Annotated in this window: 6 protein-coding genes and 3 pseudogenes; 4 read left to right on the top strand and 5 right to left on the bottom strand. The window is 38.4% G+C overall.

Features of this window, described 5'->3' with window-relative positions:
* Positions 1 to 24: 24 nt before the first annotated feature.
* The gene (locus EUC40_RS08860) at positions 25 to 1,080 is read right to left on the bottom strand and encodes a hypothetical protein (RefSeq protein WP_156574495.1); all 1,056 of its coding nucleotides are present in this window, start codon (positions 1,078 to 1,080) and stop codon (positions 25 to 27) included.
* Between the two features lie 269 nt (positions 1,081 to 1,349).
* Here EUC40_RS08860 and EUC40_RS08855 point away from each other — a divergent pair.
* A pseudogene (locus tag EUC40_RS08855) lies at positions 1,350 to 7,703 on the top strand (DUF7507 domain-containing protein); the annotation flags it as partial.
* 180 nt (positions 7,704 to 7,883) lie between these two features.
* On the opposite strand, the gene ltrA reads toward EUC40_RS08855, so the two are convergent.
* Positions 7,884 to 9,812 (bottom strand): group II intron reverse transcriptase/maturase, encoded by a 1,929-nt coding sequence (gene ltrA, locus EUC40_RS08850; protein ID WP_000999901.1) that lies wholly within the window; start codon positions 9,810 to 9,812, stop codon positions 7,884 to 7,886.
* Positions 9,813 to 10,585: 773 nt separating this feature from the next.
* Here ltrA and EUC40_RS08845 point away from each other — a divergent pair.
* Positions 10,586 to 11,794: pseudogene (locus EUC40_RS08845) on the top strand (COG1361 family protein); the annotation flags it as partial.
* A 67-nt stretch (positions 11,795 to 11,861) separates the two neighbouring features.
* Here EUC40_RS08845 and EUC40_RS08840 read toward each other — a convergent pair.
* The 3 genes and pseudogenes from EUC40_RS08840 to EUC40_RS27490 form a co-directional block, all read right to left on the bottom strand.
* Positions 11,862 to 12,368, bottom strand: coding sequence for a CcdC family protein (locus EUC40_RS08840; RefSeq protein ID WP_001028639.1), 507 nt, complete (start codon positions 12,366 to 12,368; stop codon positions 11,862 to 11,864).
* Between the two features lie 90 nt (positions 12,369 to 12,458).
* Positions 12,459 to 13,166, bottom strand: coding sequence for a cytochrome c-type biogenesis protein CcdA (gene ccdA / locus EUC40_RS08835; RefSeq protein WP_071711329.1), 708 nt, complete (start codon positions 13,164 to 13,166; stop codon positions 12,459 to 12,461).
* Positions 13,167 to 13,182: 16 nt separating this feature from the next.
* Positions 13,183 to 13,314, bottom strand: a pseudogene (locus tag EUC40_RS27490) (peptidase T).
* Between the two features lie 339 nt (positions 13,315 to 13,653).
* Between EUC40_RS27490 and EUC40_RS08830 the strand changes: the two are divergent.
* The gene (locus EUC40_RS08830) at positions 13,654 to 14,562 is read left to right on the top strand and encodes an EamA family transporter (protein WP_071711328.1); all 909 of its coding nucleotides are present in this window, start codon (positions 13,654 to 13,656) and stop codon (positions 14,560 to 14,562) included.
* A 109-nt stretch (positions 14,563 to 14,671) separates the two neighbouring features.
* Positions 14,672 to 15,817 carry a M20 peptidase aminoacylase family protein gene (locus EUC40_RS08825; RefSeq protein WP_156574489.1) on the top strand — a complete coding sequence of 382 codons (1,146 nt, stop codon included), beginning with the start codon at positions 14,672 to 14,674 and terminating at the stop codon, positions 15,815 to 15,817.
* Positions 15,818 to 15,828: the final 11 nt, after the last annotated feature.

Raw genomic sequence — 15,828 nt, 5'->3', positions numbered from 1 at the left:
GATTGCTAGCTTATAGCAATCTTTTTAACTTACAGTTACTGATTTTACAGCTGTTAATCTAGCTTCTGCCAAGTCTATTTGTAATCCGACCGCACTCGTATAAATCGTATCCCCTGTACCTGTAATATTTACTTGTGTAGATGTCGTATTTGGTGCAATAGAACCTGTAGCATTTACATTTGTAATATCAAATTCAGCTCTTGCATTTGCATTTGTAGTTGTTCCTGAAAAATTCCGATCAGCAAAACTACCAATTGTATTTAAATTTCCATTAATATCATTCACTTGCCCTCTAAAAAAGTTCCCCAATGGATTATTCGGTCCAGTTAACGTCACTGAGTTCAATTGAAAATTATCACCCGTAAAATTCGGATCACCATTTACTGCCATTACAAAAGTACGTGCTGTCACTGTTCCTGTAGCTGGGGTGAAAAATCCAGAAAGAGTTTGCGGTGTACCTGATAATAAAAACCCTGGAAATAAACTCACATTTCTCATCGGATATGAGGAATCACGATATACAACGATCAACGACCATCCTGCGCCATAACCAACTGGTGGACGGGTTGGTAATCCTGTTACACTATATCTCCCCACCGCTCGATTTGGTAATCCTTGTAGTAAAGTTGTTACATCTGCTGCTCGATTATAAACATTGGCTATAAAGGGTAAATTCACTCCTCCTGACGACCACACTGAATTAATTGTCACTTGTGTACTCGTTCCATCAGGCGTGACTAAATTGGGAGGATTCGCATCAATAACAGCATTTGTCACAGTCGCATCTAATCCCCCTGTCCATACAAGTAATGCGAAATCTACAACTGCCGTAGCAGGAACAATAGTAATTGAAGGATCCAATTCGGCCCATGAACCATCTAACGTCCAATCATTTGTCGTACCTCCAAATGTATTTGGATCCGTCGACGAAGGAACTCCTCCAAAAGTAGAATCTGTATTCAATGTTATAAGTGCATTATAAGCAAAGTTTGTATTAGCAGTACCGCGCATTCCCATCGTATTTCCTGTATGCATCATAAATAAATTATCATTCTTTCCGTAAGCTTGAACAAACGCCAAAGACTTCACTTCCTCTCTATATGTTTATTCGCTATTTCATTTAATGCGAGTAAATCAAAAAAAGTGCCATCCGAATACGTATAAACTAATTTGGGCAAAAAAAAAAAACTTTACCTATTCCTATTTATGTAAATTTGAATAGGATGCAATGACGAGCTCATTTTTCATAAACATTTATAAATAGAACCATTTTCAAACTGTGAACTGATGCTGTTTGTAAATGTCTAACTATTGATCGGATTTAAATTCATTTAGAAAGGACGAATCTAATGGCAATAGCAACAATAGGAAGTCGCTTAACCTATACAATCGTTGTCCAAAATACCGGAACACTTCCTGCCCAAAACGTTACATTTACAGACCCCATACCAGCTGGCACCACTTTCGTTCCAAACAGTGTAACTGTTAATGGCACTCCAACAGCTGGCGATCCCTCAACTGGAATTCCCATCAATAACATCCCTGCTGGTGGTTCTGTTACAATTACTTTCCAAGTAGATGTAACAAGTATCCCTACCCCACCTGTCGCCAGCAACGTAGCATCATTTGGATATGAATTTCAACCTGCACCTAACGCACCCACTATCACACGTACAGCAACCAGCAATATAGTTGATACAGATATTTTCACAGCTAATGTCGCATTAACAAAAGCAGTCGATAAAACAATCGCTACGATCGGTGATACGATTACGTATACAATTACTGCTACAAATGAGGCTCCATTAACTGCCAATAACGTTACCATTACAGATACACCTCCTGCTGGTACATCGTTTGTACCAGGTAGCGTTACAGTAAATGGCACTTCTACTCCCGATAATCCTGCTACTGGTATAAATGTAGGAACGATTGCTGCAAACGGGAATGCTACAATTACGTTTCAAGTTCGAGTTAATACCCTTCCTACACCAAACCCTATTCCAAATAGTGCAACTTCAAGCTTTCAATATAATCCACCAAATCAACCGCCAATTAATAGAAACTCTACAAGTAATATAGTTGAAACACAAATTAATGCTACTATCATTAATCCAACTAAAAGTGCAAACCAGCAAATTGTGAATATTGGTGACATTATTACGTACACCATTACTGTTCCAAATAACGGTAATATTTCAGCAACGAATGTTTCAATCACTGACCCTATCCCTACTGGCACCACTTTTATTCCAAACAGTGTTACAGTTAATGGCACGACACAATCTGGCGTAACACCAACAAATATTCCGCTAGGTACAATTCCCGCTGGCCAAACTACAACCGTCACATTTCAGGTGCAAGTCACTTCTCTTCCAGCTGATGGAACGATTACTAACGAAGCAAATGTAACATATACGTCGCAACCGAATCCGGCTGAGCCTCCAACAACCACTACGACAACGCCACCTCCGACTAATACTTCTGTACAAACTGCAATTGTAAATCCTACAAAAACTGCTAGTCCACAAATTGCTGATATCAGTGATATTATTACGTATACGATTACTGTCCCAAATACAGGAAACATCGCCGCGACAAACGTTATTGTAACTGATCCAATTCCAAGTAGCACTACGTTTATTCCAAATAGTGTCACAATTAACGGCGTTTCACAACCTGGTGTAAATCCTTCTGGTGGTATACAAATCGGAACAATCACAGCTGGCGACGCTGCCACTGTAACTTTCCAAGTTCAAGTTACCTCTCTCCCAGAGAATGGTCTAATCCGAAATATCGGCACCACAACATTTACGTATCAACCGGACCCTACAAAACCACCTATTACAACAACAAATCCTACACCTCCTACTACTACTCCTGTTAACACAGCTATTACAAACCCTGTTAAAACAGCGGATAAAACTACTGTTGATATTGGTGATATTATTACGTATACGATTACCTTTACTAATGATGGTACGATTCCGGCTACAAATGTAGTTTTTACTGATACAATTCCTACTGGTACAACATTCATTTCGAATAGTGTAGTCCTAAATAATGCCCCAGTTCCAAATTCAAATCCAGCACTAGGTATTCAAATTGGGACAATTAATCCCGGTGAAACCAAAACACTATCTTTCCAAGTTCTTGTTACACAAATACCAGCTGGCGGTGTTATTACAAACGAGGCTTCAACGACATATACGTATCAACCAGATCCAACAAAGCCGCCTGTTACAACAACCGAACCGACAGCCCCTACTACAGTCACTGTTAATACCGCTACAGTCACCCCTACAAAATCTGCTAATCGTACTTTCGTTGACATCGGTGATATTATTACGTATACAATTCGTTTACAAAATAATGGAACCGTTCCCTCTACTAATATTGTACTAACCGATCCAATTCCAAACGGTACAACATTTATTCCAAATAGCGTTACGATTGATGGTGTCTCACAGCCTAACAGTAACCCTGAAAATGGCATTTCAATTGGCACTTTAAACCCAAACCAAGCAAAAGAAATTACATTTCAAGTTCAAGTTACAAGTGTCCCGCCAAATGGAATTATAGAAAACCAAGGCAGTGTATCATTTAATTATATTGTTAATCCAAATGAGCCTCCTGTTACAACAACTACCCCAACCCCTAAAACAGAAACCCAAGTTGGGACTGTTGTTACAGCACCTACAAAATCTGCGGACAAACAAGTTGCTGACTTAGGAGATACAATTACCTATACTGTCACATTCCGAAATAATGGGACTGTTCCTGCTACTAACGTAGTTGTTACAGACCCTACACCTAGCGGTACTATTTTCGTTCCAAATAGTGTTACAATCGATGGCATTACAACGCCAGGAGCAGACCCAGCACTTGGCATACCACTTGGTACCATTTCTGTCGGAGAAACGAAAACAATCACGTATCAAGTTGTCGTTACAAACTTACCACCTGATGGGGTAATTAGAAACCAAGCATCCTTCACTTACCAATATCAACCGAACCCAAGTGAGCCTCCTGTTACAACAACTACTACCACTCCAAGTGTGAACATCCCAATTAACAATCCAAATCCGACGACTACAAAATCTGCAGATCGACAAGTTGCTGATTTAGGAGATACAATTACCTTTACCGTAACGTTCCAAAATAGAGGTACCGTCCCCGCTACAAATGTTATTGTAAAAGATGCACTTCCATCTGGTGTTTCTTTCGTTCCAGGTAGCGTTGTCGTGAATGGAACATCACAACTTGGAGAAAATCCCGAAGTAGGTATACCAGTCGGCACTGTAAATCCTGGTCAGAGTGTTACCGTTACTTTCCAAGGTATAGTAACTAGCATCCCGCCCGGGGGAGTTATTAGAAATGAAGCCACTATAACATTCACATATGAACCAAATCCGAATGAACCTCCTGTTACGACAACTATTACAACTCCCGAAACAGAAACAGCAGTTAATACAGCAACACTCAATCCACAAAAAACAGCAGATCGTTCCTTCGTTGCATTAAATGACATTATTACCTATACACTCTCATTTCAAAACACTGGCACTGTACCCGCGACGAATGTAACAGTAGTAGATTCTATCCCTGCTGGCACTGTATTTATTCCAGATAGTGTTACAATTAATGGGATTCCTCAAACAGGAACCGATCCATCATCAGGGATCTCCCTTGGAACTTTAGCACCATCCGAACGAGCGACGCTTACTTTCCAAGTACGAGTAGTAAACATCCCTGCTAGCGGAGAAATACGCAATCAAGGTAGTGCAACATTTAATTATCAACCAGATCCAAACTTACCTCCAGTTACAAAAACAGAAACAACTCCTGAAACAACAACTCCTATCCAAACTGCAGTCGTCACTCCTACAAAAACTGCGAATCTAACATTTGCAGAGATAGGAGATATTGTAACTTACACTGTCACATTCATGAACCAAGGTACAATTCCTGCGACTAATGTTATTATTACTGATTCTTTACCACCTGGTACTACTTTTATTACGAATAGCGTTACTGTAAACAATGTCGCTCAACCAGGCGTAAGCCCAGTCACAGGAATTTCTGTTGGAACAGTTAATCCTGGCGAAGTAGTTACTGCTACATTCCAAATTCAAATAAACGCTATTCCTCCTAACGGAAAAATAGAGAATACAGCAAGTGTTACCTACACTTCTCAACCAAATCCGAGCGAACCTCCTATTACAACAACAGAAACGACTCCTACTGTAACCTTACCTGTTCGTACTGCTAATCCGAATCCGCAAAAAACAGTAAACCGAGAATTTGCAAGTATTGGCGATACGCTCACTTATACAATCACCCTTCAAAATACCGGTAACATACCTGCGACAAATGTTATTATTACTGATTCTATCCCTACTGGAACCACTTTCGTTCCTGGTAGTGTTACAATTAATGGGATTTCACAACCTAGCTTAACACCAGAAACAGGAATCCCTGTTGGCACATTGAATCCAAGAGAAACAGTGATCGTTACTTTAGAAGTACAAATAACTGCTCTACCACCAAATGGGGTTGTCTCAAATAAAGCAAATGTCACTTACACGTCTCAACCCGATCCAAATCTTCCACCTGTCACCACAACGACACCTACCCCAATCGCAGAAACTATTGTACAAAGTGCAAATTTACACTCAACAAAAACAGTAGATTTACAAGTTGCCAATATTGGAGACACATTAACTTACACAATCACCCTTCAAAATACTGGTAACATCCCAATGACAAATGTATCCGTCATTGATCAACCACCACTAGGCACACAATTCATCATAGATTCTGTTACTGTTAACGGAATTTCGCAGCCAGGTATTGACCCGAGTAATGAGATACCTATTGGCACCGTACAACCAAATGAAATAGTAACTGTTACGTTCCAAGTTACGATTACAAATATACCTCCTAATGGGGTTGTTACAAATGTTGGTTTAGTCAACTTTACGTCCCAGCCTAATCCAAATGAACCTCCTATTACAGAAACAGAAGAAACACCACCAGTTAATACTGAAATCATTAACAGCATTATTAATCCTTCGAAAAATGCCGATCGAAACAACGTTGATATAGGTGATGTCATTACGTACACCGTTACCTTCAAAAACTTACAAACCGTTCAGCTAACAGACATCATTTTTACAGATCCAATCCCAACAGGGACTACTTTCATTCCAAACAGTGTTACAATTAATGGGTCACTAACTAGTAATGTTGATCCAGCTCTCGGCATACCTCTTGCTACATTAAACCCTAGTGAATCGGTCATTGTAACTTTCCAAGTTCGTGTTGTTTCCATACCACCTAATGGAATTATTGTAAATGAAGCTACTATCACCTACACATTCCAACCTAATCCTGGAGAACCTCCAGTAACAGTAACTACACCGACTCCACCCACTTCTACAAATGTCAACACCGCAACAACAAATCCTACAAAATCTGCTGATAAAGCATTTGCTTTATTAGGTGACACAATCACCTATACAATCTCCTTACAAAATACAGGAACTGTCCCTGCAACAAATGTACTTGTAACCGATCCTATTCCATCTGGCACTACTTTTATTCCGAATAGCGTTACGATAAACGGCGTTACACAATCAGGTATCGTTCCTAGTTCCGGAATCCTTATCGGTACATTAGAACCTAACACTTCAATTGTCGTAACTTTCCAAGTTCAAGTAACATCGATACCACCGACAGGCTTTATCGAAAATCAAGGAACCGTTTCATTTCAGTATCAACCAGATCCAAATTTACCACCCGTATCTGTTACTACACCAACGCCAGCTACAAAAACACAAGTAAGTGAAGTTACCACTAATCCTAACAAACAAGCAACCCCTCAAGTTATTAATCTCGGGGATACTGTCACTTATACAATTACGTTCCAAAATGTCGGGAATATAAGTGCAACAAATGTTATTATTACAGACCCTACTCCAACTGGTACTACTTTTATTCCGAATAGCGTTACGATAAATGGCGCTTCTTCACCTGGGGCAAATCCAAATAGTGGTGTAAACGTCGGGACTGTAACTCCAGGACAAATTGTTACATTAATTTATCAAGTTGCTGTAACTACCCTCCCGCCAGACGGTATTATTAAAAACACAGCAACTGTCACTTACACATTCCAACCTAACCCTAGCGAACCTCCTATTACCATTACAGATCCTACTCCAACTGTTGAAGTATCCGTTATTACGCCTACACCTAATCCAACTAAGCTAGCAGACAAACAAATTGTAGATATTAATGAAATTATCACTTATACAGTAACGTTTCAAAATCGTGGATCAGTCCCTGCGACATCTGTTATCATTACTGATCCGTTAGCAAATGGATTAACATTTGTTCCAGGTACTGTTGTAATAAATGGTATTCCTGATCTTGGAGCAAATCCTGTTGTAGGTATACCTGTTGGAACAGTCAATCCAAACGATACAATTACTGTTCAATTCCAAGCAAGAGTAACAAGCGTACCACCTGGTGGTATCATTCGAAATCAAGCAACTGTTACCTTCACATATGAACCAGGTCCTGGTGAACCCCCTATTACCATTACAGATCCTACCCCAATTAACACAACGAATGTAAATACGGCTATATTAAATCCCCAAAAAACAGCTACTCCGGCGGTAGTTACAATTGGCGATATTATTAATTGTCGATAGGTAAGTCTTTGAGGTTATCTCCAACTTTTCCCCCGATCCGCACGGTACGTGCCACTTTCACGGCATACCGCGGTCCACCTATATTGTAGTTTTCTTTTCATCTAATAATGATAAGCTCTAAGCAAACAACGCTAGTTGTTCATGTTCCATATCCACTTCATTTTGTGATTACATACAGATTTCCTCATTTTTGACTAATTTCCGCAATTTATTAAGTTTGCCTAACTGTTCCTCGTTGAGTTTTAATTTATTGAGGAATTGGTTTATGGTTTCTATATTGGTCGCGTGTATTAGTGTATGGACACTTGGCTTGATGATGGTAAGATTTTTGTAGCTGTCATCCCTTGTTTCACTCCATAATCGCTTATGGTGACAGTGGATGTCCCAAGGCGAGAGTTTCTCACCTGTTACACTGCATCTTCCTTTTTGTGCAATATAAAGAGAAATTCGATTATCATTGTATTCTATGGTTGCCCGTTCATTTATAACTGGGTTTTCTCTTAACCATTTCAGTTCCGCTTCGGTTATTTCTGCCAAGTTTTTGTGTATAAGGGCTCGTCCTTCTGCGGTGTATCTGTTAATAGATTGCTTTTTCATCATCGGTTTTTTGTGTTGAATATAGGAGATTGGTAAAATAGGACATTTCATGAGAAATCTCATCGCTTTTGACTTTAGGTATGGTTTAATACCTCTGTCTTTCCCTTTATATTTCCCTATATTCGTGTATCCGTTTGTGTTGCTTTTTCCTCTAATTTTTGACTTTGGGAATCTGTTATACATCATGTGACCAAGACTATGGTTCATTTTACTGAAATCCAGGGAAGCATGCGTTGCTATTTTATAATAGTTGTGCTTACCAATGACCATGCTGTTGTATATACTGATTCTCTTAATTGTTTCATTAGAGTTTGGGGTTCTCTGTATCCTTTTCACTTGTTTTGCTAAATCTTGTTTTGTTTTTTCCAGTGCTTTTGGAGAGATGTGTGTTACTGCAATGTATCGTGTGTTACCGTTCTTCTTACCTTTCTTTACAGCCTTAAGAGTGAAACCTAAGAATTCACTCTGTTGCTTTTTCAGATTGGTTACTTTAGACTTTTCGGTTGAGATAGGCAGTTTTAGACGTTCTTCTAACCACATTTGAGTTGCTTCGAAAATTTTCTCCGCATTCCTACGTGTATTTGTAAAGATTTTAAAATCATCTGCGTATCTTACGATATACATTGGTTTCATCTTGGATGTTTTGGATAGACAATATGTTACAGTGTCATTACTCCAAATCCCATCTTTCAATCTCGGCTTTACCTTCTTGGCTTTGAAAGTTTCCCATTGATTACTAATCCACCAGTCAAATTCGTTAAGGTTAACATTGGCGAGTAGTGGACTAAGGATACCACCTTGCGGGGTACCTTTGGTCGGAAATATCGTTTTGCCGTTAGGCAGTTGCACTGGCGCTTTCAATATTTTCCGGATAATGACTAGTAGTTGTTTGTCACGAATACCCAGTGTCCATAGTTGGCGCATGAGTTTGACGTGACTTACTTCGTCAAAGAATCCCTGAATGTCTATATCCACCACATATGTAAGGTTTTGCTGATTTACCCGTTTTGTTGCGTCTGCTATAGCATTTTCAGCACTTCTGTTTGGGCGAAATCCATGACTTCGGTTACAGAAGTGTGCTTCACAGATAGGCTCCATTACTTGTAAGATGCATTGTTGGATAATCCTATCCCACATACTTGGTATTCCCAGAGGTCTGGTTTTCCCATTGGGTTTCGGTATTTCCTTGCGCCTTACTTTCTGCGGTTGGTAGTTTTGAAAGCGTCTTTTTACTTCGTTCAAGAAATAGCTTTGTTCCATTCTCTCAATATCCTTAATGTTTACATTGTCACAAGCTGCTGTTTTACTCCCTTTGTTTCCTTTAATATTACGAAACGCGAGGAGTATATTTTCATCTGATATAATGATAGGCATTAAATTTTTAAAAGAATTTTTCTTTGTTGCCTTCTGGTATAAGTTATCTAAGAAAGTTTGGATACCGTAGTATTCGTTGTGTCTTAGTTTCTTATTCTTTGGCGTGGACTTAGTTCTATCATTCATGGTCTATCACCTACTCTCATATTGATTTGGTGACCTTTTGAGTCTTACCAGAATCCATGCAAGATTAGATGAAATTTCAGTTCCTACAAATAGGCTTGTGGCTGTTCCTCCAATTCCATTACAGAATCTTCAACGGTCGTGCCACTACTCTCACCACTATTAAGAATACTTCCCTCGGTTACCCGTTTCGTATTCAACTATATCCGCCGATAGAGTCATAGACCCAACGTTAGTGGCTTTCGACGTTCCGTTCAGACTATCGTTGTTTTAAAGATCTTTCAATCTCCGATTTAGGTGCTTGCTTTACCCCGTGTCTAGCTCCGTTGCCTGTAACAACGTTAGGATTGGTCACTATGCGATGTTTCCAATCCATTAGACAAGTCTTATTTTCAGACTCCGAATCATTTCTGACCCGTAAACCTATCGAGGTGTACATTCGCAAGTTCGTCAGTGTTTACACATTCTCACCTTGTCGGTTGACAGCATACGGTACTTAGTTAGTTCCAGCCGGTTTATTATTCCTGCTGGCTTTCGGTTATCCATATAGACACTACGAACCGTAACCGCATGTTTTACCCTGCTTCCAACATCTCACTCTGCCGAGTGTATGCAGTTGGGAATCTCACTGGGAGAGTTTCGGGGCGTTACTCCTTCATTCCTCTCACTCGCCTGAACAGTTATCCTACTCTTTATTGTTTTCGATGTTTCTACAATTAAGAATAGTCCTCGTTGTCGCCTATGCTCCCGCATTACTTACTCGAGAACGTCTCGCACCGTATACAATTTCTCTCCAAAATACAGGTACTGTTTCTGCCAATAATATACTTGTAACGGATACAATTCCTGTCGGTACTTCATTCATTCAAAATAGTGTCACCATTAACAATGTACTTCAGCCAACCGCAAACCCAGCAGCAGGCATCCCTATCCCAACACTTACTCCTTCTGAATCAGCAACGATTTCTTTCCGCGTTCTAGTTACTTCGATTCCACCAAGCGGAAAAATTCAAAACCAAGGTACCGTTTCATTCGAATATCAACCAGATCCTACTAAACCACCTGTATCTGTTACTACACCTACACCTACTACAATTACTCCTGTAAACGTCGGGACTATTAATCCGATAAAAACTTCTGATAAAAATGTCGTTTCCGTAGGTGATACAATTACGTTTACTGTCACATTCCAAAACGAAGGTACGATTCCTATTACAAACATTTCCGTTACAGACTCACTACCGACAGGTACTTCATTCATTCCAAACAGTGTCACCATTAATAACATCCCAGTTCCAAATACGAATCCATCCACAGGAATTCCAGTCGGAACACTGAATCCATTAGAATTAGTAACTATTTCATTCCAAGTACAGGTTATTACATTACCGCCGAATGGAACGATTACAAATACTGCAAATGTTACTTTCACTTCCCAACCTGACCCTACTAGACCACCTGTCACAACAACGACAACAACACCACCAATTACGATAGAAGTAAACCCTAATGTACCAAACACATTTATTAAAACCGCAAATGTAAATAGCGTTCAGCTTGGGGATTTCATAACGTACACACTTACCTTTAGAAACAATGGCACTATACCAGCAAATAATGTACTCATTACCGACGTCCTACCATCTGAAGTTACTTTCTATCCAAATTCAGTAACATTAAATGGAGTACCACACCCTGAAATTATTCCAAATATTGGTATCACCATTGGAACTGTTAATCCAGGTGAATCCGTTGTCGTCCAATTTATCGTTCAAGTAACAGCAGAGCCACGAGACGGTCTCATTCGCAATACCGCTCGCATTCGCTATACGCTCAGACCAGATCCTACTAAACCACCGATTCCTGTTGATGAAACTTCGGAACCAAACATCATTCCGTTTATCGGTCCATTCGTCTCTCCAAATTTAAATTGCTTTTTTAATGGTACACGTTTTGTACGTCGCGGCTGGGACGGAGGGTGTTAACACTATAAATAAAAATAAAAAGACAGCGTCAAAAACGCTGTCTTTTTATTTCATACATATACAGTTGTTAAGTTAGTTTCATATCTTTTTCATTATAAAAACCATCTTCTTTTTCCATTTCCTTCTGTAATTTCGTAAAGGAACGGTACATCGCAATTCTCCATGACACAATCATTGCGAACGCGAGCAAGAAGAACATGCCACTGAGTTGTCCTAAATCAAGAGATTGACTTAAGTATGTTTTAAATACAATCCGCACGACAAGTAATCCAATTAATATAAAAACAAATGCTTTTGAACGCTTCAAATAAATCTCTTGTCCTCTAATTTCAAATTTAGATGTTTTAATAAGAAAAATAGAGAAAAATAAACCAACACCAATTGCTTCTAACATTTCTGCTGGAGTTAATCGAAATTCTGGAAAAACATACATTAATGCTCCCGTACTCATAAAAAATGGTGGAAGTATAATTTTTTTCAAGGTTGCAGGTTTTTTAGCTGCTTTTAAACGAATAAACATCGCACCAACAGCCATACAGACAGCAACGATACTTGATAAAACAACTATGTTCATATTTTCTCATCCTTTTTTGTGGCTATATGCAAAATATACTTTCATTATATGCTTTTCCGTTAGTATTTCCAACATTTTCACAGAATAATACTAAAAACCGGTAAAACCACCAAATAAACTTGAGAAATATACAATAATTTTCGTCATCCAATTAAAGTATAAGAAGACACCCATGACAATCATAACGTATCCCCCGATTTTCATGAACTTCATACTATTTCTTTTAATCCAAGACATTTTCGTAATAAAGAATGATAGTACGAAGAATGGGATAGCGAATCCAAGTATGTATGCAATCATATAAATCATTGCAGACTCTGGGTTCGTTGCTGCTAATCCAATTACGGACACTAAAATAGGTCCAGTACAAGGAGTCCATCCTGCGGCAAACGCCAATCCAATTAATACTGATCCAAAATAACCACTCGGGCGATTCTTAAATGTAAATTTACGGTCTTGCATTAAAAACTTCGGCTTAAACACACCGACGATAATTAAACCGAACACGATGATAAATATACCACCTAACTGTCTAATTAAATCTTTATAATCCGTAAAAATACCCCCGATAAAGCTTGTACCAAATCCAATCGCAATAAATATAATTGAAAATCCAAGTAAGAAAAACGCTGTATGTATCATACTTCTTTTGCGAAGCATTGCATTTTCTTCTTTCAACTCAGAAACCGACATACCTGTTATGTACGATAAAAATGCCGGATAAAGCGGTAAGCAACACGGGGAAATAAATGATAAGAAACCGGCGCCAAACGCTAAAAAAATACTAATATCTTGCATTGTTCCACTCCTCTCCTTACATATTGTAGCAAAAACAAATAAAAATACTATGAACAATTCGTGAAATCACTTTTCCAACGTGACAATAAGAAAAACTATCCTTTCACACAGTTTCTAAAAAAACGTTTTCATTTCCTTCTATTATAATAGAAACTTTTCACCTAGATTAAGAAACTCCTCTAATTATTATTAACATAACAAAGGTAACGTAGTTTCTCAACTGATTAGCACGTTGCAATTATGTCTACAAACATATTAATAAAAAATATTTTTTTAAAATGCTATCTTTATACAATACAATGCCGTTTTTACAATACTTCTATTATTATTAATTTCAAGATTATGCATAAATATCATACTTTTATTATTATTCTATAAAATGTCGCACTTTTCTTTCATTTGACCCCTCATTTTTAATTTTGTATACTTCCCTCTAGTTATATATTTTCGATACGGAACTATTTCATATAGATAGGAGGAATTTTTCATGCTTCGTTATTCTCTATTAGTTTTATTAGGAGCGTGTAGTTATGGAATTTTAGCTATTTTTGTTAAACTTGCGTATGCAGAAGGTTTTTCACTTGGAGAGGTAATTGGCAGCCAATATTTGTTCGGTTGGATTATTTTGCTTACTATTACACTTCTATTTTCTAGACACCGCGTTCCATTAAAACAAGCGTTACTTTTATTCGTTGCAGGAACATCAGCAAGCTTCACTGGAATCTTTTATTATGCTTCATTAAAAACAGTACCAGCATCTATTGCAATTATTCTTTTATTCCAATTCGTTTGGGTCGGAATTATCATTGAGGCCGTAGCAACAAAAACGTTACCTTCAAGAGAAAAAGTAATTTCGGTTATTCTCTTACTTATAGGTACATTCTTATCAAGTGGTTTATTAGAGAAATCAGCAGGTGATTTCGATATGACTGGAATCATTTTAGGTTTATTATCTGCTGTTACATTTGCAACATATATTTTTGTAAGTGGTAAAGTAGCAGTTGAGGTTCCTTCCTTACCACGTGGTGTACTATTAATGGCTGGTGCTTTAACATTAGTCATGATCGTATTCCCGCCAACATTTATTTTTAACGGCGCTATTTCTCAAGGCCTTTGGAAATACGGATTAGGACTAGGGATATTTAGTATCGTTATCCCGTCTATCGCCTTTACAATCGGAATTCCAAAAATCGGTTCTGGCTTAGCAACTATTCTTGGTGCAGCGGAACTACCAGTTACAACAATCATGTCTGTATTCGTTTTAAAAGAAGCTGTATTATCTTCACAATGGTTCGGTGTATCACTTATTTTAATCGGTATTGCAATCCCGCAAATTGCATATGCAATGCGTGGTCGTTATCAAAAACATCATACACATAAAAAAGTTGCCGCATAAAGCGAAAGCTTTTACAGGATAAAAAAGAGAGGATTTTCATTTGAGAATCCTCTCTTTTATTATTGTATACTTATAGTAAATACTTTATTTAAGAAGGAAGGCATTATAAGTGGCATCAAATCTAGAGCAGTTAACTGATCAACTTATTTCTATTCGTAGAAATTTACATGAGAATCCAGAATTATCATACGAAGAGTTCGAAACAACGAAAGCCATAAAGAATTGGTTAGAAGAGAAAAACATTACGATTATCAATTCTAGTTTAGAAACGGGCGTTATCGCTGAAATCTCTGGGAATGCTAGCGGCCCAATTATAGCAATCCGTGCTGATATTGATGCCCTTCCTATTCAGGAAGAAACAAATTTATCCTATGCTTCAAAAATCCACGGTAAAATGCACGCTTGTGGGCATGATTTTCATACAGCTGCTATTATAGGTACAGCCTTCTTATTAAAAGAAAGAGAATCTTCCCTAAACGGAACTGTTCGCTTTATATTCCAGCCGGCTGAAGAGAGCAGTAATGGTGCTTGCAAAGTTATTGATGCAGGACATTTACAAAATGTACAAGCTATTTTCGGCATGCATAATAAACCTGATTTGCCAGTAGGTACAATTGGTATTAAGGATGGCCCACTAATGGCTGGAGTCGATCGATTCGAAATTGAAATCCATGGAGTCGGTACACACGCAGCTGTACCCGATGCTGGCGTAGATCCAATTGTTGCATCCTCTCAAATTGTTATGGCACTACAAACTATTGTAAGCCGAAATATAAGTTCATCTCATAATGCAGTTGTTAGCGTTACAAACATCCATTCAGGAAATACGTGGAACGTTATCCCTGAAAAAGCGACATTAGAAGGTACGGTTCGTACTTTCCAAGCTGAAACACGTGAAAAAATCCCAGCCTTAATGGAACGTATTATTAAGGGCGTTTCTGATGCACTAGGTGTAAAAACAGAATTCCATTTTCATTCAGGTCCTCCTGCCGTTCATAATGATAAAAGTCTGACTCATTTATGTAGGCAAACTGCACAGGAAATGTCACTAGACGTGATTACCCCTACTCCTTCCATGGCTGGCGAAGATTTCTCTTTTTATCAGCAACACATACCAGGAGCATTCGTCTTTATGGGAACAAGTGGCACACATGAATGGCACCATCCCTCGTTCACTATCGATGAACAAGCATTGCCTATTAGCGCAAAATATTTCGCTTTATTAGCCGAAAAAGCGCTTAAGCAATTAACATAAAGAAAAGCCGT

Origin of the sequence: Bacillus luti, from assembly GCF_009739945.1 — a bacterium.
Taxonomy (GTDB): Bacteria; Bacillota; Bacilli; order Bacillales; family Bacillaceae_G; genus Bacillus_A; species Bacillus_A luti.
Note: the sequence above shows the minus strand (reverse complement) of the source record. Positions and strands in the feature narration are given on the sequence as shown.

Bases quoted from the DNA above. Each gene is read 5' to 3' on its own strand.
- ltrA (WP_000999901.1), bottom strand. From the start codon at position 9,812: ATGAATGATAGAACTAAGTCCACGCCAAAGAATAAGAAACTAAGACAC.
- EUC40_RS08840 (WP_001028639.1), bottom strand. From the start codon at position 12,368: ATGAACATAGTTGTTTTATCAAGTATCGTTGCTGTCTGTATGGCTGTT.
- ccdA (WP_071711329.1), bottom strand. From the start codon at position 13,166: ATGCAAGATATTAGTATTTTTTTAGCGTTTGGCGCCGGTTTCTTATCA.
- EUC40_RS08830 (WP_071711328.1), top strand. From the start codon at position 13,654: ATGCTTCGTTATTCTCTATTAGTTTTATTAGGAGCGTGTAGTTATGGA.